Genomic DNA, 19371 nt, shown 5'->3' with positions numbered 1-19371 from the left:
CTTACTTCGCGGCAGTGGTGGCGTTGGACGCGGCGGCACTGGCCTGCCAGCCGCCACCCAGAACCAGGAACAGGTGGATCTGGTCGCGCGAGACCTGCGCTTCGGCGGCGGCCAGGGTGGCGTCGCTGGTGGCCAGGCTGCGGTCGGCATCCAGGCTGGACAGATAGGGCGTACGGCCACCCTGGTAAAGCCGGCGGTTCTGCTCGGCGGCCAGCGCGGCCTGCTCCTGCGCGATGCGCAGCGACTGCAGCCGCCGCAGATCCTGCGCATAGCGGTCCAGCGCGGTCTGGGTCTCGCGCAGTGCTTGCAGCACCGTGTGGTCGAACTCGGCCAGGGCCGCATCGGCACCCGCTTCGGCAGCGTGGATGCGTGCGTGCGTGCCGGACGACGGCAGCGTCCACGAGATCAACGGGCCGATCGACCACTGCTGGGTCATCGGCGTGCCGAAATCCTCCAGCAGGCCGGCGGCACCGAGCGAGGCCCCCAAGCGGATGTCAGGGTACAGCTCGGCAGTGGCGACGCCAATCCGTGCCGTGGCCGAAGCCAGCTTGCGCTCGGCCTGGCGCACGTCCGGGCGGCGCTGCAGCAGCGCGCGGCCATCACCGACCGGCAGCGGCTGCGCCAGGCCGGGGGCATGCGCACAGTCGATCACGCCGGCCGGCAGCTGCCCCGGGGTCTGGCCCAGCAGGGCGGCCAGTGAATAGGCAGCTGCCGAGCGCTGCGCATGCAGCGGCGGCAGTGCAGCTTCCAGCAGCGCGACCTGGGCATTGGCGCGGGCCAGCTCCGGTGGCGTGCCGCGTCCGGCCGCGATCAGGCGCTCGGTGACCGTGCGGCTGCGCTGCTGCAGCTGCAGCGAATGCTCGGCCACGTGCAGTTCGTGGTTGGCGTGGCAGATTTCCAGGTAGCTGTCGGCGACCTGCGCGACCACGCTGACCTGGGCCAGGTCGCGCGCTGCGGCGACCGACTGCTCGTCGGCACGCGCCGCTTCGGCGCCGCGCTTGAGCTTGCCGAACAGGTCGAACTGGTAGCTGACCGCGAACTTGCCATCGGCCAGGTTGATCACCGGCAGTTCGTGCTCCTGCAGGAACGATTCGGCCGACAGCTGCGCGCGGCTGACGCCGGCCTCGGCCTCGTACTCGAAGCCGCCGGCGTCCAGTGCCTGTTCGTACACCGCTGCGGCACGGCGAAGGTGCGCATCGGCGGCCTTCAGTTCCACGTTGTCACGCAGTGCCCGGGTGATCAGGCCGTCCAGTACCGGGTCGTTGTACAGCGACCACCAGCGGTCGGGCAGCGCCTGGTTGGCGGCTACCTGCGGGTTCTGCGTATCGATGAAGGCCGCATTGGCCTCCGGGCGCTTGAACGCCGAGCCTTCCGGCAATGCATAGTCCGGGCCGACGGTCCTGCACGCGGCCAGGCTGGCCAGCGCGACGATCAGGCCGAGACGGGGCAGGGCGGTGTTCACAGGCCCGCCTGTGTCGGCGAAGTGCCGGCCTTGTCGTTGTGCGGATGGCGGCCGGTGTCCACGGTCACCGTGGCGGTGCGCCCGGCGATCAGTTCCACGCCCTTGGGTACTTCGTCGATGGCGATGCGCACCGGGATGCGCTGCGCCAATCGCACCCAGTCGAAGGCCGGGGTCACGTTCGGCAGCAGGCTGCTGCCGTTGCTGCGGTAGCGGTCTTCGATGCCGGCGGCGATGCTCTCGACATGGCCGCGCAGCGGTGCCGATTCGCCCATCAGGCGGATGTCCACGCTCTGCCCCGGGGCCACGCCGCGCAGGCGGGTTTCCTCGAAGTAGCCATCGATGCGGAACGAGCCGGTGTCCAACAGCGCGAGCACCGGCTTGCCGGCCACCACGTAGTCGCCCACGCGCATGGTGCGGTCGTTGACGCGGCCATCGGCCGGCGCGCGCACCTCGGTGCGGCCCAGGTTGAGCTCGGCCAGGTCGACCGCGGCCTGCGCGGTGGCCAGCGCAGCCTGTGCGGCCTGCAGCTTGGCGCGGCGCACTTCGGCGTCCTCGGCGGCGACCAGGTCCTGCAGGCTGCGGTCACGGCCGATTTCGCGGCGCAGCTGCGCCACCGAGGCCTGGCGCTCGGCCAGGCTGGCGCGGGCCTGCTCCAGCGCGATGCGGTAGCGGGCGCGGTCGACCACGAACAGCAGGTCGCCCTTCTTCACCGCCTGGTTGTCGGCCACCTGCACCGTTTCCACCAGCCCGGACACGTCCGGCGCCACCTGCACCACGTCGGCACCGACGTGGGCGTCGCGGGTCCACGGCTCATCCATGTAATAGACCCACAGCTGGCGCAGCACCAGCAGGGCGACGATCACGGCTGCGCTGGTGAGCAGCACCGGCAGGGTCTTCTTCACGATCTTGTTCACGATTGCATCCAACGCAGGAGGTGGAACAGCAGGCCAAGCACGATCCCGTACAGCGCCAGGTTGAACAGCGCCGGGTGCCAGACATGGCGATAGGCGCCGGCACGCTGCAGCAGCGCGTGCAGGCCGCTGTTGACCAGATAGGCCAACAACATCAACCCGAGCAGGGTCGGGACGAACACTCCGTGGAGACTGAATTCACCGGGCATTGGTAGGGGCGGGGGCGAGGAGGGGGAGGGGAGGGACAACAGAACAACGGCAACGGGCAAAAGCCGCTGGCGTGTGCACGGCAGCGGCGGTGTTCGGGGGCAGCGGTCTTACGTGATGCGGTCGGCGGCCTCGGCCAGCAGGCGCCATGCCTTCAGCACGGCGTGCAGTTCATCCATGGAAAGCTCGCCGAACACGTCCTGGCGCAGGCCGATCAACTGGTCTTCCAGCTCGCTGACAAGCGCATGGCCCGCATCGGTCAGCCACAGCAGGTTGGCGCGGCGGTCGCTGGCGTCGCTCTCGCGGCGGACCAGGTCGCTGGCGCACAGCTTGTCCAGCAGGCGCACCAGGGAGGGACCCTCCATGCCCAGCTGCTGGGCCAGCGCCACCTGGCGGATGCCACCGCCGGAGCGGCCGATCATCAGCAGGGGCATGGTGCAGGCGGTGGAGATGCCGTAGCTGCCGAGCCGGCTGTCGGCCAGGCGCTGCCACTGCCGCCCTGCGTAAAGCAGGCCGGAGCTGAGCTGCATCTGCAGCACGGTGCGCTCGTCGAGGGGTCGGTCCATAAGAGATAGATAGGATACTACTAATTTCATTCCTATCAATGGTTTTTTATGAATGGGCGGGGTGTAGTGAGGAAAGCGTTGCGCCTGCTGGCTATCGGCTGGGGTGGCGGAGGGCCGGACGGGGCAGGGCACGCTGCAAGTACCCCTCCGGGGCTTCGCAAGCTAAGCGCCCTCACCCATGTAAGCTCGATCGGCGCATCCATGCGCCTCACGGCCGTGCCCCGTCCGGCCCTCCGCCACATCCCGCGAGCGCGGTGGGTTGGCTCTTTAAAGGCAGAAGCAGATGCAGTGCGGACCAAGGTCCGCACCCACCAATGCAGAAGACACCACAGCAGCGGCGCGCCGTTTCCGAAGCCATGAACCCCAGCTTTTGACCCCGCTTTCGGGCGGTCCGACCGCGCCCGCGAGAAATTGTCGGAGAGGGGGAGGGGCAGGCCGGGCAGGACCGTCCACGGCATGGATGCCGTGGCCGAGCCTACAGGGACGTACTTGCGGCGTGTCCTGCCTGGCCTGCCCCTCCCCCTCTCGCTCAGCAGCCATGAGGCGCCGCAAGAACCCCCCGATGAACCGTCCCAACAGGACGACCCACCCCCCGGTCGGGTACGATGCTCGCCCCCCGTTCGGGACGCTGTACGCAATGAGCAAGAACAACGAAAAGGCCGCCCCGCAGGGCGACGTGACCCAGGACCAGGCCGAGGATGCCGTGCGCACCCTGCTGCGCTGGGCCGGTGAGGACCCGTCCCGTGAAGGCCTGCTGGATACCCCCCGCCGCGTCGCCGAAGCCTATGGCGACTGGTTCAGCGGTTACCGCGACGATCCGCGCGCCTACATGGAGCGGACCTTCGAGGAAGTGGCCGGCTATGACGAACTGATCGTCCTGCGTGACATCGAGTACGAAAGCCACTGCGAACACCACATGGCGCCGATCATCGGCCGCGTGCACGTCGGCTACCTGCCGGCCGGCAAGGTGGTGGGCATCAGCAAGCTGGCCCGCGTCGTCGAAGCCTACGCCCGCCGTTTCCAGGTGCAGGAGAAGATGACCGCGCAGATCGCCCAGTGCATCCAGGATGTGCTGCAGCCGATCGGCGTCGGCGTGGTTGTCGAAGGCGCCCACGAATGCATGACCACCCGCGGCATCCACAAGCGCGGCGTCAGCATGGTCACCTCCAAGATGCTGGGCAGCTTCCGCGACGACGCGCGTACCCGCGCCGAGTTCCTGCGCTTCATCGAAGTGGGCGGCAAGCGCTGAGCCGCTTGCCCGCACTCCGCCGGCCCCTGCGGGCCGGCATGCCCACGGCTGCCCGCGCGGCCGCCGTGCGTGGCTGCTCGTCCCCGCCAGCCCTCATGACTCCTTTCGCTGCATGAAGCATCGCGAACGCATCTCCCGTTACCGCCATCTGCGCGAACAGCCTCAATGGAAGCTGCTTGCCGCCGACCACGCCCCGGAAATCATCGGCCTGCTGCAGGGGCTGCTGATGGACGGCGAGCGCACGCTGTCGTCGTCGGTGCTCAACGAGCGCCTGCAACGCGCGCTGGACCAGCTCAACGGCGACGAACTGTCGCGCGACCTGCCGCGTACCGCGCAGGCCTACATCGCGCACTGGCTGGCCCAGGGCTGGCTGGAACGTCGCCTGCCCGAAGGTGCCGACCAGGAGCAGTACGAACTGTCGACCGCGGCACTGCAGGCGATCCGCTTCGCCGACGGCCTCGAGCAGGCTCGCGTGGCCGCCACCGAAAGCCGGCTGGCACTGGTCATCGAACAGCTCTCGCAGCTGGCCGCGCAGACCGAGTCCGATCCGGATGCACGCCTGTCGGCACTGCGCGACGAGCGTGACCGCATCGACGCCGAAATCGCCCGTGTCGGCGCTGGCCGCGTGATCGCGCTGGATGGCAAGCGCGCGCTGGAACGTGCGCGCCAGATCATCGGCCTGGCCGACGAGCTGACCGAGGACTTCCGCCGCGTGCGCGACGACTTCGAGCAGCTCAACCGCGATTTCCGCGAACGCATCATCGACGACGAGGGCGAGCGCGGCGATGTGCTGTCGCAGCTGTTCGAAGGCGTGGATGTGATCGGCGAGAGCGATGCCGGCCGCAGCTTCCAGGCGTTCTGGCGCCTGCTCAACGACGCCGAGCAGAGCGCCCAGCTCGATGCCGCGCTGGAAGCGGTGCTGGCGCGCGGCTTTGCCCGCCGCCTGGACCGCAACGAACGCAACTTCCTGCGCGGCTTCACCAGCACCATGCTCGAACGCGGTGGGCAGGTGCACGACGTGCTGCAGAACTTCGCGCGCAGCCTGCGTGGCTTCGTGCAGAGCCGTGGCTATCTGGAGCAGCGCCGCCTCAACCAGCTGCTGAAGCAGGCGCAGTCCGAAGCGCTGGCACTGCGTGACGAATTCCCCGCACAGCGAGGCATCGGCCGCGATCTGCAGCTGACCACCAGCCGCCTGCGCTCGTGGTCGCAGTGGAAGCTGCACGATCCGCGCAGTGCCCAGGTCGATGGCAATGTCGAGTACAACGACGCCGCGGCCATCAGCCTGGAAAGCGTCGGCGATCTGGTCGCGTCATCCGAAATCGACTTCCGTACCCTGCGCCGCGACCTGCACGACCTGCTCGATGCGCAGCCGCGGCTCAGCATCGCCCAGGCCCTGTCGCAGCGCGAAGCACCGCAGGGTCTCGGCAGCGTCATCGGCTACCTGTCGCTGGGCACGCGCTTCGGCAACGTGGTCGCCGGCGAGCAGGAGCTTGCCGAATGGCGTGGTGGCGACGGCCAGATCCGTCGTGCCCGCATCCCGCTGGTTTGGTTCACCCAGGAGAGACGCCATGAGCTGGCATGAAGACCCCATCGAAGCACCGCTGGCCGACGTGGCGGAAGACGCCTACGAGGCCGAGCCGGTGGCGACCGTGGCGCAGCCCCGCCGTGGCAACGACGTGTACTACCTCGGCGATACCGGGCGGCTGCCGCTGGATGCGCGTCGCGCGCTGTGCCAGCTGCTGATCGGCCCCAGCATCGACCAGCTGCGCCACGCCAAGCTGTGGCCGGCGCTGATCCGCAGCGAGGCGGCCATCCGTTCGTCGCTGGCGGACCTGTTCCTGGAACTGGTGCTCGACCGTGACAGCGGCGTGGCCTTCACCCGCCAGGCCGATACCGAAGATGTTGATGCGCCGGTGCTGCTGCGCACCTCGCCGCTGACCTTCATTGATTCGGTGCTGCTGCTGTTCCTGCGCCAGCAGTTGGCCGAGGCCGATGCGCGTGGCAACCGCGCGGTGGTCGCCGACGCCGAGATGGCCGAAGCGCTGGCCATCTACGAAAAGAACCTGTCCACCGATCGCGCCGGCTTCAACCGCCGTGTCGCTTCGGCGGTGCAGAAGATGAAGGACAACCACATCCTGACCCGCCTCAGCGGCCAGGAAGACCGCCACGAAGTCTCGCCGGCGCTGAAGCTGCTGTTCTCCGCCGAAGACGTGTCCCAGCTTTCGGCGGTCTACCGCCAGCTGCGCGAAACCCCGGCCGCCGAGGCCTGAGAGACCCGACCATCGCATGGCTATCTCCAAGCACACCCCCGCCCTGTTCAACGAAGGCCTGCCGGACCCGCGCCTGCAGCAGTTCCGCATGCGCCGCCTGCAGGTGCACAACTGGGGCACCTTCAACGGCCTGACCGAAGTGCCGATCGCCGAGCGCGGTTTCCTGTTCGTCGGCCGTTCCGGCTCGGGCAAATCGACCCTGCTCGATGCCATGTCCGCGCTGCTGACGCCGCCGGCCATCGTCGACTTCAACGCCGCCGCGCGTGAAGCCGAGCGCAGTGGCCGCGACCGCAACCTGGTGTCCTACGTGCGTGGCGCGTGGGCCGACCAGCAGGACAGTGGCACCGGCGAAATCGCCACCCAGTACCTGCGCAAGGGCGCGACCTGGACCGCACTGGTGCTGGAATACCGCGCCGGTGATGGCCGCGTGGTCAGCCTGGTGCGCCTGCTGTGGATCTCCGGCAACGGCACCTCGGCCGGCGACGTGCGCAAGCACTACATGATCGCCGAGCGTCCGTTCGACATTGCCAAGGATCTCGGCGGCTTCGACCTGGACCTGCGCAAGCTCAAGCAGAAGCTGTCCGACCTGCATCACTTCGACACCTTCTCCGGCTACGCCGAGCGCTTCCGCGACCTGCTCGGCATCGACAACGAGATGGCGCTGCGCCTGCTGCACAAGACCCAGTCGGCGAAGAACCTGGGCGACCTCAACGTCTTCCTGCGCGACTTCATGCTCGACACGCCGAAGACCTTCGACGCCGCCGAGCGTCTGGTCAGCGACTTCGCCGAGCTCGATGGCGCGCACCAGGCAGTGGTCACCGCACGCCGCCAGGTGGAAACCCTGTTGCCGGCACGCGCCTACTACAACGATCTGAAGGAAATGCACCGCCAGCGCGGTGACGACGAAGCGCTGAAGCTCGGCGTCGACAGCTTCCGCGAAAGCCGCCGCCAGGCGCTGATCGAAGCGCGCCTGCGCGAGATGGATGTGCGTGACCGTGGCCTGCTTGGCGAAGAAGCCCAGCGTCGCGCCGCATTGGACAACCACACCGAGCGCCTGGCCGAACTGGAACTGCAGCGCCGCCAGCAGGGCGGTGAGCGCATCGAGGAACTGGAACGCGAGCAGGGCCGCGCCGAAGCCGAGCGCGACCGCCGCAAGGCCAAGCGTGACCAGGCCCAGGAAGCTGCACAGCAGCTGCAAGCCGAACTGCCCGACGATGCCCATGGCTTCGCCGAGCTGGTCGAGCGCGCGCAGAACGAACTGCAGGACCGCCAGCGTGCCTCGGCGGCACTGGACGACGCGATCAGCGATCGCCTCGGCGGCAAGCGCGATGACGAGCGCCGCTTCGGCGAAGTACGCATCGAACTTGAAGCGATGCAGCGCACCCCCTCCAACATCCCGGCGCCGATGCAGAAGCTGCGCGCGCGCCTGGCCGAGGAAACCGGCATCGCCGAAGCGGCGCTGCCGTTTGTCGGCGAGCTGATCCAGGTCCGCTCGGAAGAGCAGGGTTGGCAGGGCGCCATCGAGCGTGTGCTGGGTGGCTTCGCGCTGTCACTGCTGGTCGACGACAAGCATTACAACGACGTCGCCGAGTGGGTGAACCGTACCCACCTGGGCATGCGATTCACCTACTACCGCGTGCGCCGCAACGACGATGCGTTCGCCCGCGAGCCGTCGGCGAAGTCGCTGCTGCACAAGCTGGAACTGCGCGAGCACGTGTTCGAAAGCTGGTTGCGCCGTGAGCTTGGCAAGCGCTTCGATTACGAGTGCGTGGATGCCAAGCAGCTGCGCAACGTCGACCGTGGCATCACCCGCGAAGGCCAGGTCAAGCATCCGGGCGACCGTTTCGAGAAGGACGACCGCAGTGCGGTGGGCGACCGTCGCCGCTGGATCCTCGGCTTCAACAACCACGACAAGGTGGGCGCTTTCGAGCGCGAAGCGCAGGAACTGGCCAAGCGCATCGCCAGCTGCGAGACCGACATCGCGCGCCTGCGCGGCCAGCGTGACCGCGACAACGAACGTCGCCTGGCCTGCCACGAGCTGGTCAGCATCAGCTGGAACGAGATCGACATCGCCGCCCCGCAGCAGCGCCTGACCGATATCGAGGCCACCCTGCGCGACCTGCGCGAAGGCAACGCCGATCTCGCCAAGCTGGCCAAGCAGATCGACGCCGTGCGCGCCGACATCGAGCAGTCCCGCCGCACCTATGAAGACGTCCGCGTCGAACGTGGCCAGCTGGTCAAGGAGCGCGATCGCCTGGACCGCGCACGCCAGCAGAGCCGTGCGCTGGTGCTGCCGAGCCTGGCCCAGGAGCAGGAAGCCGGCCTTTCCGAGCGCCTGCAGGAACAGGGTCCGCTCAGCCTGGAAACGCTCGAAGCGCACATGCGCCAGGTCAGCAATGCGCTGAACGAGCAGCTGTCGTCCTCGCAGCAGGACCTCAACCGCATCGAGAACCAGCTGATCGGCTGCTTCCGTCGCTTCATCCAGCAATGGCCGGAGGAGTCGGGTGACTTCACCGTGTCGGTGGCGTCGGCCGAGGACTTCCTCGCCCGCCTCGAACGGCTGGAGCGCGATGGCCTGCCGCAGCACGAAGAGCGCTTCTTCGATCTGCTGCAGAACCAGAGCAAGAACAACCTGCTGGCCCTGCAGCGCCACAGTGCAGAGGCACGCAAGTCGATTGGCCAGCGCCTGGACGAAGTGAACGCCAGCCTGGAGCAGGTGCCGTTCAACCGTGGCACGCTGCTGACCATCGAACTGAGCGATCGCCGCCTGCCGGAAGTCGGCGAATTCCACCTGCAGCTGCGTGAAGTGCTGTCGCAGCAGCAGACCGAGCAGCGCGAGCTGGCCGAGTCGCAGTTCACCGTGCTGCGCCAGCTGGTCAACCGGCTCGGCTCGCAGGAAGGCGAGGACAAGCGCTGGCGCGAGCTGGTGCTGGACGTGCGCATGCACGTGGAGTTCATCGGCGTCGAGCTGGATGAAGAGACGCGCCAGCAGGTCGAGATCTACCGCAGCGGTGCCGGCAAGTCCGGCGGCCAGCGCCAGAAGCTGGCCACCACCTGCCTGGCGGCGGCGCTGCGCTACCAGCTCGGCGGTGCAGACAGCCAGCTGCCCAGCTATGCCGCGGTCGTGCTCGACGAAGCCTTCGACAAGGCCGACAACGAGTTCACCGCACTGGCGATGAACATCTTCGACAACTTCGGCTTCCAGATGGTGGTCGCCACCCCGCTGAAGTCGGTGATGACGCTGGAGCCGTTCATCGGTGGTGCCTGCTTCGTCGAAATCAGCGGCCGCCACGACTCCGGCGTGCTGTTGATCGAGTACGACGAGGAAGGCAAGCGCCTGAAGCTGCCCGAGCGTAGCCGACAGCAGGCCAACGAACCGGAAGAAGCCGAGGCCTGACCCGGCCGATTGAAGGGGAATGCCGGCCAGCGGCCGGCACTACCCATGGGCAGGGTTCATGGCCCGGTGGTGCCGGCCGCTGGCCGGCAACCGCATTCACGCTCCACGGAACGTGTCCCACGCCATCCGTGCGATCAGCACCACCACCAGCCCCACGAACAGCTTGCGGATGAACGGCGTGCCGCCCTTCAGCGCCAGGCGCGTGCCCACCACCGAACCGATGATGTTGGCTGCCGCCATCGGCAGCGCGAACAGCCACAGGATGTTGCCGGTCGGCACGAAGAACGAGATCGCTGCAACATTCGTTGCCAGGTTCACCACCTTCGACGCCGCCGAGGCGCGCAGGAAATCCAGGCCGAAGAAGCGCACGAACAGGAAGATCAGGAAACTGCCGGTGCCCGGCCCGAAGAAGCCGTCGTAGAAGCCGATCGCCGCGCCGATCGCCAGCGCGATCACCAGTTCGCGGCGGCCGATCTCCTGTGGCCGGTGCAATGCGCCGAAGTCCTTCTTCCACAGCGTGTAGGCCAGCATCGCGATCAGCAGCACCAGCACCAGTGGGCGCACCGCGTCCTTGGGCAGCAGGCTTACCGCAGTGGCCCCGGCGAAGGAGAATATGAAGGCCGTGCCGGCCGCGAACAGTACCGGCTTCCACGGGAAGCGCACATTGCGCGCATAGCGCCAGGCCGCCGCACCGGTACCGAACATCGAACTGAACTTGTTGGTACCAAACAGCATCGCCGGCGTCTGCTGCGGCAGCACCGTGAACAGGCCGGGCAGCTGCACCAGGCCACCGCCACCCACAGCGGCATCCACAAGACCGGCGATGAAGGCGATCACCACCAGCCACCACAACTCAGAGGGAACCAGTTCCAGCACGGCGATCAATCAATGTGGGGGCGCGACAGCATACGCCTGTCCTGCTCCAGGTGACTCCCGCCGCGCGTGGATCAATCCCTGCAACCCGGCGACAATGCCGGCATGAGCCGAAAACCCGCTGATCCCTGCCCCTGTGGCCTTCCCGCCGACTATGCCGCCTGCTGTGGTCGTTTCCATGCCGGTGAAGCCGCGCCTGATGCCGAGCACCTGATGCGTTCGCGCTACAGCGCCTATGTGCGTGGCCTGGCCGACTACCTGCGCCAGACCTGGCATCCGGACACGCGTCCGGCCGAGCTGTCGCTGGACGATGCCCCCGGCCAGCGTACGCATTGGCTGGGCCTGACCGTGCATGACCACGCGATCACCGGTACCGACAGTGCCGAGGTCAGGTTCACCGCGCGCTATCGGGTGGGCGGCGGCAGCGCGGTGAAGATGACCGAGCACAGCCGTTTCCAGCGCATCGATGGCCGCTGGTACTACCTCGACGCGGTCTGAGCTCTACACGCTTGATGCGGCCAGCACGCGCGGGCCGCCGTGCGCGCGGACCTGGTTGCGTCCCCCGTCCTTGGCCGCATACAGGGCCTGGTCGGCGGCCTTGACCACTGCCGTCGGCCGCGGATCCACGCGGCTGTCGGCCAGCCCGATGCTTACCGTCACCTGCACCACCTGGCCGTTGCCGCCGCGTCCGCGCTGCTGGCGGCCGGCTTCGTCGTCACGGCTGCGGGTGCTGCGGTCGCGCAGCTGCATGCGGGTGTCCTCGATGCTCTGCCGCAGCGCTTCCACGGCATCGACACAGGCCGCCGTCGGGCGATCCAGGAACACCACCGCGAACTCTTCGCCGCCATAACGGAAAGCGCGGCCACCGTCGCCGACCCGCGCCAGCCGCGAGGCCACCAGGCGCAGCACGTCGTCGCCGGTGTCGTGGCCATGGGTGTCGTTGAACGATTTGAAGTGGTCCACGTCCACCATCGCGATGCTGTAGGTGCCGCGCGCCCGCTGCAGGGTCTCGTTGAACGCGCGCCGCCCCGGCAGGCCGGTCAGCTCATCGCGGAAGGCCATGTGGAAGGATTCCTGCAGCATCGCGCCCAGCATCAGCAGCAGGGCGGCGCTGCTCAGCGCCGGCAGCAGCACGGGCTGCAGGAAGATCCGTGGCAGCATCCACCACAGGCACAGCAGGGCCAGCAGCATCGCCGTGTGCAGTGGCCGCGGATGCCGCCACGCCTGCCAGCCCAGCGCGGCGGTCGCCAGCAGGAACAGTAGCGCCGGCAGCTGCGCCAGCGCGTTCCAGTCGGCGGGAATCCAGGCCCAGTGACGGTTCGACAGCAGATCGTGCATGCCCTGCGGCTGCTGTGCCGCCAGCAGCAGGAAGACTACCAGCGCCGCGCCGTAGACCACGCCGCGCAGCAGCAGGTCTTGGCGTCGGCGTCCGCGTTCCGGCCACAGCGCCAGTCCGGCGAACAGCAGTGGCACCCACGCCGATATCGCGTGGAAGCGCAGTGGGGTCAAGGCGTCGACATGGCCACTGCGCAGGTAGCCAGCGACGTCCCGATGCAGCAGGGCGAACACCACTGCCACCACCAGCAGCAGGCACAGCGTGCGCATCTGGTGGTAGAGCAGGGCCAGGCCGGCGCCGAGGCAGGCCAGCAGCCAGGGCAGGATGCGCTGGGCCGGGCTGGCCACATCCTCGGTGCCCAGCGCCATCCACAGCACCAGGACGACCAGCACGGCGGGCAGCACGAACAGGTAATGCGCAGGCTGGCGGAGAGGATGCAGGGGCACGCGGGAAGTCCAGTGCGGTGGCGATGCGGCCGCAACATTGCCGTTAGCGGCGTCCTCACGCGCTTCTTGAATAGGTACGCCCGCAACCATGTGAACGGCGCAGTGCGGTGCCATGACGTCGCACTCACCACACTGCGTCGATGCTGCACGCATGGACAGCGTACCCGCCGCCGTCGCTGCCCCGCAGCACGATCTCGCCCACCGCTTCGCACGGGTGCGTGCCCGCAGCATGCAGCTGGCCGCGCCGCTCAGTGCCGAGGACGCCATGCTGCAGAGCATGGCCGACGCCAGTCCCAGCAAATGGCACCTGGCCCATACCACCTGGTTCTTTGAACGCTTCGTGCTGGCCGGATTCGCCACCGCGCCGGCGCATGATCCAGCCTGGGACTATCTGTTCAACAGCTACTACAAGAGCATCGGCCCGGCGCATGCGCGGCCGCAGCGCGGTCTGCTGTCGAGGCCCTCGCTGCAGCAGGTGCGCGACTACCGGCAACAGGTCGACATGCAGGTGCAATCGCGGCTGGCGGCAGGCGACCTTGACGCGCAGGCGCTGCAGCACCTTCAGTTGGGCCTGCAGCACGAACAACAGCACCAGGAACTGCTGTTGACCGACGTCAAGCATGCGTTCTGGTGCAATCCGCTGCAGCCCGCTTATCGGGAGGATCTGCGGCCCATCGCCAGCACCGCCACGGCGCAGGGCTGGATCGAAACACCCGAACGCATCGTCACCGTCGGTGCCGCGGCCTGGCCCCGGCACGCCGCCTTCGCCTACGACAACGAATCGCCACCGCACCGCGTGCTGCTGCCCGCGCATGCGCTGGCCGAGCGCCCCGTCAGCAACGCCGAGTACCGCGCCTTCATCGAAGCTGGGGGGTACCGCGAACCGCGCTGGTGGCTCAGCGAAGGCTGGGCGCTGCGTGAAGCCGAGGGCTGGCGGCACCCGCTGTACTGGGACGATGCCCTGCAGCGCGAGTACACCCTCGGTGGTTGGCGCGAGCTGGATCCGCATGCGCCGGTCTGCCACCTCAGCTACTACGAGGCCGACGCCTGCGCCCGCTGGGCCGGTGCACGCCTGCCCAGCGAGTTCGAGTGGGAGGCCGCCGCTGCGTCGCAGCCCACGCGCGGCCATTTTGCCGACGACGATCACCTGCACCCATGGGCGGGGCAGGGCAGTGGGCTGCGGCAGCTGTTCGGCGATGTCTGGGAGTGGACCGCCAGCGCCTATGGCGCCTACCCGGGCTTCCGTCCTTTTGACGGCAACCTCGGCGAATACAACGGCAAGTTCATGTGCGGCCAATGGGTGCTGCGCGGCGGCAGCTGTGCCACGCCCCGCGATCATGTACGCGCCAGCTACCGCAACTTCTTCATGCCACCGGCACGCTGGCAGTTCTCAGGCCTGCGCCTGGCCCGGGATCCCGCATGAGTACGGTGCAGGACGCTCTGCAGGCGCTGACCGACCTGACCCCCAGCCGCCAGCAGATCCTGGCCGATGCGGTGGCCGGGCTGTCACGCGCATCGCGGCAGCTGCCCTCCAAGTACTTCTATGACGCTCGCGGCTCGCGTCTGTTCGAACAGATCACCCAGACCCGCGAGTACTACCCCACGCGCACCGAGCTGGCGCTGCTGGCCCGGGTGCTGCCCGATATCGCGCGCGTGGTTGGCCCGCGCCTGCACGTGGTGGAGCTGGGCAGCGGCAGTGGCCGCAAGACCGCATTGCTGCTGGCTGCGCTGCAGGATCCGGTGGCCTATACCCCGATCGAGATCTCGCGAGCCGCATTGCTGTCCAGCATCGACCATCTGGCACCCGCGCTGCCCGAGGTCGAGATGCTGCCGGTCTGCGCCGACTTCACCCGCGCCGTCGCCGTGCCCACACCCGAGCGCACGCCGGCACGCCGCATGCTGTTCTTCCCCGGTTCCACATTGGGCAATTTCGCCGAAGAGGATGCCTTCGCCCTGCTGCGTGCGATGCGCCAGACGATGGGCCGCGACGGCCTGGCCCTGGTCGGCATCGACATGCACAAGGATCCGGCGCTGATCGAGGCGGCCTACAACGATGCGCAGGGCGTCACCGCCGCATTCACTCTCAACCTGCTGGCCCGTCTCAATCGCGAGATCGGCAGTGATTTCGATCTCGACGGATTCCGCCACCGCGCCCGCTACAGCACCGCGCGGCTGCGCATTGAAACCGACCTGGTCAGCCAGCGGGCGCAGGACGTCCACCTGGAGGGCCGCACCTTCCACTTCGCCGCCGGTGAACCCATCCGCGTCGAGTACAGCCACAAGTACACCGATGACAGCTTCGACGCGCTGTTGCAGCAGGCCGGCCTGCAGGTCGCGCAACGATGGGATGCCGAAAGCCCCGCCTATGGCCTGCGCCTGCTGCGCAGCGCCTAGGGCGAGCGGCCAGCCGGTGCCCCTTCAGGTTCGGCCGCACCGCTGCCCCTAAGATGGCCGTGCAACGGCAACACGGAGGACGCCATGCCCATTCTGACCACGCTCGGCTTGGCGGCCGCCCTCGCGTCGAACCCGACGCTGCCTGCGGCCCCCGCCGCCAGCAACGATCCGGCGTTCACTCGCTGCCTGGCGGGCCTGCAGGCTACCGCCGCGGCCCAGGGCATCGGCGCCGACCGTTTCAACGAGATCACCGCCGGACTCACGCCGGACCCGAGCGTGCTCGGGCTGCTCGACGCACAGCCGGAATTCACCACGCCGATCTGGGATTACCTGGCCGCGCTGGTCGACCGCCAGCGCGTCGATGATGGCCGCACCCAGCTGCAGCAACAACGCGATCTGCTTGATCGCGTCTCCGCGCAGTACGGCGTCGATCCGGCCACCATCGTCGCGGTCTGGGGGGTGGAGAGCGACTATGGCCGCGTATTCGGCAAACGCCCACTGCTGCAGTCGCTGGCCACGCTGTCCTGTGCCGGCCGCCGCCAGGCTTTCTTCCGTGGCGAACTGCTGGCGCTGCTCAAGCTGATCGATCGCGGTGACCTGCAGGCCCAGGGGCTGACCGGTTCCTGGGCCGGCGCCTTCGGGCACACCCAGTTCATGCCCAGCACCTACGCACGTATCGCGGTCGATGGTGATGGCGATGGCCGCCGCGATCTGGTCGGCAGCATTCCCGACGCGCTCGCCTCCACCGCCAACTATCTGAAGCGTGCCGGTTGGCGCAGTGGCGAACCGTGGGGCATGGAGGTCCGTATTCCCGCCGGCTTCAACGCCAGCCAGGCCGGCCGCACCCAGCGTCGAGCCCTTGCCGATTGGCGCGCGCAGGGCGTGACCGCGCTCGATGGCAGCGTGCTGGCCCCGGCCAACCTGCCGGCAGACGCGCGCGCGGCCCTGCTGCTGCCGGCCGGCATCAAGGGCCCGGCGCTGCTGGTGTTCCGCAACTACGATGCGATCTACAGCTACAACGCCGCCGAAAGCTATGCACTGGCCATTGCCACGCTGGCCGACCAGCTGCGTGGCGGCACCGGCCTGGCCACGGCCTGGCCGACCGATGATCCCGGCCTCGGCCGCGATGAACGCCGCCAGCTGCAGACCCTGCTGCTGGCGCGTGGCCACGACATCGGCAGCGCCGACGGCATGATCGGCACCGCCACGCGTCGCGCGATCCAGGCCGAGCAGCAGCGCCTGGGCTGGGCCAATGCGGATGGGCGCGCCGGCCAGCGCATCCTGCGCGCATTGCAGCAGGAGGCAGCAGCAATGTCGCCCGCCACACGCTAGGCCTTGCCGTTCGCAGGCTGGCCGCGACATCATCGCCGCGGTCTTCAAGGAGCGTCATCGCATGCAGTCGAACCCGGACATCAGCACCGGCCTGTACCACGGGCTGGAGGCCTGGCAGGTACGCACCCCCAGCGCCACCGCGGTCATCAGCGTGTTCGGTGGACAACTGTTGTCGTTCATTCCGGAAGGGCAGCCGGACGTACTGTGGCTGTCGCCGAAACGTGCCGGGCTGCCCACGCCGATACGGGGCGGGGTTCCGGTGTGCTGGCCGTGGTTTGGTCGCCAGGGCCAGAGTGGTGACGTGCCGGCACACGGCCTGGTGCGCACCGCGCGCTGGGAGCTGCTGCAGGCCCGCCAGGGCGATGACGGTGAGCTGGAGCTGCAGCTGGCGCCTCTGTCGATTGCCGAATGTGGCCTGCGCCTGCAGATGCAGCTGCGCATCGGTCGCCAGATGCACCAGCAGCTGACCACCGAGAACACCAGCACGTCCCCGGTGACCTTCACCCAGGCCCTGCACAGCTACTTCCGGGTAGGCGATGCCCGTCGTGTCGAGGTCGATGGCCTCGATGGCCTGCGTTATCTGGACAAGTACGAGGACTACGCGCACCTGCACCAGCAACAGGGGCCCTGGTCGTTGCGTGACCCGCGCGATCCGGGGCGCAGCGACCGCATCTATACCGGTGCCGGTGGCCACTACCTGCTTCGCGATCCCGTCCTGCAGCGGCGGATCGAGATCCGCAGCGAAGGCAGCCAGACCCTGGTGGCCTGGAACCCGGGCGCGGAGGCGGCGGCGAAGATGGCTGATGTCGGCGACGGTTGGCACGACTACGTGTGCCTGGAAGTGGCCAATGCCGGGCCAGAGCAGATTACCCTTGCACCCGGCGCGCGCCACCAGCTGGTGCAGGTGCTGGCCAGTGAACCGCTGCAGGCCGTGGCGGGATTTTCAGAGTAACGATGGGATCGACAGGAATGGATGGCATGCAGGAAGCACAGTGGTGGTACGCCAACAGCAAGCAGAGCGAAGGGCCGGTGGACCTGGCCGGGTTGCGCCGCCTGCGGCAGGACGGCACCGTAACCGCACGCACGCTGCTGTGGCGCGAAGGGATGGCATCGTGGCGGCCGCTGGCCGAGCTGGATCCTTCGGTGACGCCGATCGGTCCGACCCCGCCGCCGGTTGAATCCGTGCAGGCCGTCATCGGCAGCGACGCCCAGACCGCCGATCCGTCCGACCCCTATCGTGCGACCGCCGCTTCGCCCGCGGCCGCGACCGCTCCGCAGCTGCAAGGCGACATCGCCTTGTACGCCGCCGTGGTCGGCGGCAACTTCCCGATCTATCGACAGCGCTGGCGGCTGGACCAGGGCATTGCCGACGGCAACGGCACCTGGCACTGGCCGGCCTTCCTGATCGGCGTGATCTGGATGGTGTACCGCAGGATGTACCGGCTGGCGGCGATCTGGGCCGGCATGCTGGTGTTCTTCAGCATCGCCGAGGCGTTGCTGGGCGTGCCGGAAGGCGTTTCGATGGTCATCACCCTTGTGATCAACATCACCGCTGCGGTGTATGCCAACCGCTGGTACCTGACGCATTGCCAGCGTGAGATCGCCCGTGCCCGCGCGCTGGCCGGAGACGACGAGACACGCCTGCGCAGCGAGCTGGCCGAACGGGGGGATACCAATGCCGTTGCAGCGGCCATGGTCACCATCGTCGTCATTGCGGTGATGTACGTGGGGCAGGTGGTGGGAGGCTGACGCCGGGGACGGCTCCAGTTTCGCCCGCACCTGCCGCTACCGCAGGTTCATCACGGGCAAGGAATCGCCGACATGGCTCATCTGGATACCCCGCCGGCGTCCCCGGCGGATGACAATCCCTATCTCGCGCCTGCTGCAGAGGTGGATGGCACGACCGCTCCGTCCGACGCGGACTATCTGAATCTCTTCGTGGGGCCCAATGCGGCGCTCTACCGCCAGCGCTGGCACCTGGACAGCCCGGTGCCGCAGCCGCCGCGGCCGTGGCACTGGCCCGCCTTCCTGGTGCCGACGTACTGGCTGCTGCACCGGAAGATGTACCTGGCGGCCATCCTCTTCGAACTGGTCCTGTTCGGCATCGCGCTGCTGACGGCCCAGGCCAGCCCGCTGCTCACGGTGGCGTTGCTGACGGTGCCACGGTTCGGCATCGCGGTGACCGCCAACACCCTGTACCTGCGCCATTGCATGCGGCTGCTGGGCAAAGTGAAGGTTGCCCACGCCGGCCAGCACAACCGCATTCGTGCCGAACTGCAGCGTCGTGGCGGCACCAGCGTGTGGGCGGTGGTGATCGGCATGGCGGCCGGCGCGGTGATCAACACCGTCGCCCGCCTGCCGGGCTGATCATGGCGGCCTGATCACGCCGGCCTGCTACGGTTGCTCAGGTCGCCGCTCGTGCCCGCAGCACCAGCAGGCACAGTGCACCGGCCACCAGGCCCCAGAACGCCGAGCCGATCCCGGCCAGGGATACGCCCGAGGCGGTAACCAGGAAGGTGACCAGCGCCGCCTCGCGGTCGCGCTCCACTGCCAGTGCACTGGCCAGGCTGTTGCCGATGGTCCCGAACAGGGCGATACCGGCCACGCAGGCCACCAGCTCCCTGGGGAAGGCCGCGAACAGTGCGGCCACCGTGGCGCCGAACAGCCCCACGACAATGTAGAAGGCACCGGCCGCCATCGCCGCGGTATAGCGGCGCGCCGGATCCTCGTGCGCATCGCGGCCCATGCAGATGGCGGCGGTGATCGCGGCCAGGTTCAGCGCATACGCACCGAAGGGCGCCAGCAGGGTGTTGACCACGCCGATCCAGCCGATCAACGGCGACACCGGGGCGTCGTAGCCGGACGCGCGCATCACTGCCACACCGGGAATGTTCTGCGAGGCCATGGTGACCACGAACAATGGCAGGG

The 19371-nt window shown here is 68.4% G+C and carries 18 protein-coding genes (1 of these 18 running past the window's edge); 11 read left to right on the top strand and 7 right to left on the bottom strand.

Annotated features, from left to right (window positions below; all coding sequences use genetic code 11):
* Position 1 precedes the first annotated feature (1 nt).
* The 4 genes from EGM71_RS20640 to EGM71_RS20625 form a co-directional block, all read right to left on the bottom strand.
* Positions 2-1462 (bottom strand): efflux transporter outer membrane subunit, encoded by a 1461-nt coding sequence (locus tag EGM71_RS20640; protein ID WP_188486839.1) that lies wholly within the window; start codon positions 1460-1462, stop codon positions 2-4.
* Positions 1459-2376 (bottom strand): efflux RND transporter periplasmic adaptor subunit, encoded by a 918-nt coding sequence (locus EGM71_RS20635; protein ID WP_188486837.1) that lies wholly within the window; start codon positions 2374-2376, stop codon positions 1459-1461. Before EGM71_RS20635 ends, EGM71_RS20640 begins: the two co-directional genes overlap by 4 nt.
* Positions 2373-2582 (bottom strand): DUF1656 domain-containing protein, encoded by a 210-nt coding sequence (locus tag EGM71_RS20630; protein ID WP_010487502.1) that lies wholly within the window; start codon positions 2580-2582, stop codon positions 2373-2375. The genes EGM71_RS20635 and EGM71_RS20630 overlap by 4 nt, the downstream gene beginning before the upstream one ends.
* Positions 2583-2690: 108 nt before the next feature.
* Positions 2691-3146 carry a MarR family winged helix-turn-helix transcriptional regulator gene (locus tag EGM71_RS20625; protein WP_012481667.1) on the bottom strand — a complete coding sequence of 152 codons (456 nt, stop codon included), beginning with the start codon at positions 3144-3146 and terminating at the stop codon, positions 2691-2693.
* A gap of 637 nt (positions 3147-3783) precedes the next feature.
* Between EGM71_RS20625 and folE the strand changes: the two genes are divergently transcribed.
* The 4 genes from folE (at position 3784) to EGM71_RS20605 (ending at position 10062) form a co-directional block, all read left to right on the top strand.
* The gene (folE, locus tag EGM71_RS20620) at positions 3784-4395 is read left to right on the top strand and encodes a GTP cyclohydrolase I FolE (RefSeq protein ID WP_004141296.1); all 612 of its coding nucleotides are present in this window, start codon (positions 3784-3786) and stop codon (positions 4393-4395) included.
* A 112-nt stretch (positions 4396-4507) separates the two neighbouring features.
* Positions 4508-5977, top strand: a complete 1470-nt coding sequence (locus tag EGM71_RS20615; protein ID WP_180854315.1) for a DUF3375 domain-containing protein — start codon at positions 4508-4510, stop codon at positions 5975-5977.
* The gene (locus EGM71_RS20610; RefSeq protein ID WP_075675802.1) at positions 5964-6665 is read left to right on the top strand and encodes a DUF4194 domain-containing protein; all 702 of its coding nucleotides are present in this window, start codon (positions 5964-5966) and stop codon (positions 6663-6665) included. Before EGM71_RS20615 ends, EGM71_RS20610 begins: the two co-directional genes overlap by 14 nt.
* Positions 6666-6681: 16 nt before the next feature.
* Positions 6682-10062: an ATP-binding protein gene (locus tag EGM71_RS20605; protein WP_188486835.1), complete on the top strand. Its 3381-nt coding sequence runs from the start codon at positions 6682-6684 to the stop codon at positions 10060-10062.
* Positions 10063-10158: 96 nt separating this feature from the next.
* On the opposite strand, the gene EGM71_RS20600 is transcribed toward EGM71_RS20605, so the two are convergent.
* On the bottom strand, positions 10159-10938 hold the full coding sequence (locus EGM71_RS20600; RefSeq protein WP_188486833.1) for a sulfite exporter TauE/SafE family protein: 780 nt from the start codon (positions 10936-10938) through the stop codon (positions 10159-10161).
* A 102-nt stretch (positions 10939-11040) separates the two neighbouring features.
* Here EGM71_RS20600 and EGM71_RS20595 point away from each other — a divergent pair, with 102 nt between their 5' ends.
* A complete protein-coding gene (locus EGM71_RS20595) occupies positions 11041-11433 on the top strand; it encodes a YchJ family protein (protein WP_188486832.1) in 393 nt (130 codons plus the stop codon).
* A 3-nt stretch (positions 11434-11436) separates the two neighbouring features.
* On the opposite strand, the gene EGM71_RS20590 is transcribed toward EGM71_RS20595, so the two are convergent.
* The gene (locus EGM71_RS20590; RefSeq protein WP_188486830.1) at positions 11437-12717 is read right to left on the bottom strand and encodes a GGDEF domain-containing protein; all 1281 of its coding nucleotides are present in this window, start codon (positions 12715-12717) and stop codon (positions 11437-11439) included.
* Between the two features lie 151 nt (positions 12718-12868).
* Here EGM71_RS20590 and egtB point away from each other — a divergent pair, with 151 nt between their 5' ends.
* The 6 genes from egtB to EGM71_RS20560 all read left to right on the top strand — a co-directional run bounded on the left by egtB (position 12869) and on the right by EGM71_RS20560 (position 18810).
* Entirely contained in the window at positions 12869-14140 is a 1272-nt protein-coding gene (egtB, locus tag EGM71_RS20585) for an ergothioneine biosynthesis protein EgtB (protein ID WP_188486828.1), read from the top strand.
* Complete coding sequence (gene egtD / locus EGM71_RS20580) at positions 14137-15111, top strand: L-histidine N(alpha)-methyltransferase (RefSeq protein ID WP_188486826.1); 975 nt, start codon at positions 14137-14139, stop codon at positions 15109-15111. Before egtB ends, egtD begins: the two co-directional genes overlap by 4 nt.
* A gap of 84 nt (positions 15112-15195) precedes the next feature.
* Positions 15196-16443, top strand: coding sequence for a lytic murein transglycosylase (locus EGM71_RS20575; protein ID WP_188486825.1), 1248 nt, complete (start codon positions 15196-15198; stop codon positions 16441-16443).
* A 61-nt stretch (positions 16444-16504) separates the two neighbouring features.
* The gene (locus EGM71_RS20570; protein WP_188486823.1) at positions 16505-17395 is read left to right on the top strand and encodes a D-hexose-6-phosphate mutarotase; all 891 of its coding nucleotides are present in this window, start codon (positions 16505-16507) and stop codon (positions 17393-17395) included.
* Positions 17396-17421: 26 nt separating this feature from the next.
* Positions 17422-18192, top strand: coding sequence for a GYF domain-containing protein (locus tag EGM71_RS20565; RefSeq protein ID WP_188486821.1), 771 nt, complete (start codon positions 17422-17424; stop codon positions 18190-18192).
* A 72-nt stretch (positions 18193-18264) separates the two neighbouring features.
* Positions 18265-18810 (top strand): DUF2628 domain-containing protein, encoded by a 546-nt coding sequence (locus tag EGM71_RS20560; RefSeq protein WP_188486804.1) that lies wholly within the window; start codon positions 18265-18267, stop codon positions 18808-18810.
* Positions 18811-18847: 37 nt separating this feature from the next.
* Here the strand turns inward: EGM71_RS20560 and EGM71_RS20555 are convergent, their stop codons facing one another.
* On the bottom strand, positions 18848-19371 hold the final stretch of the coding sequence (locus tag EGM71_RS20555; RefSeq protein ID WP_188486802.1) for a benzoate/H(+) symporter BenE family transporter. The gene runs 664 nt beyond the window's last position; only the last 524 of its 1188 coding nucleotides appear in the window; the start codon falls outside the window, past its right edge; its stop codon occupies positions 18848-18850.

This window comes from Stenotrophomonas maltophilia (genome assembly GCF_006970445.1).
GTDB classification, from domain to species: Bacteria; Pseudomonadota; Gammaproteobacteria; order Xanthomonadales; family Xanthomonadaceae; genus Stenotrophomonas; species Stenotrophomonas maltophilia_AU.
The sequence above is the reverse complement of the archived record's forward strand: the minus strand, read 5'-3'. Positions and strand labels throughout refer to the sequence as shown.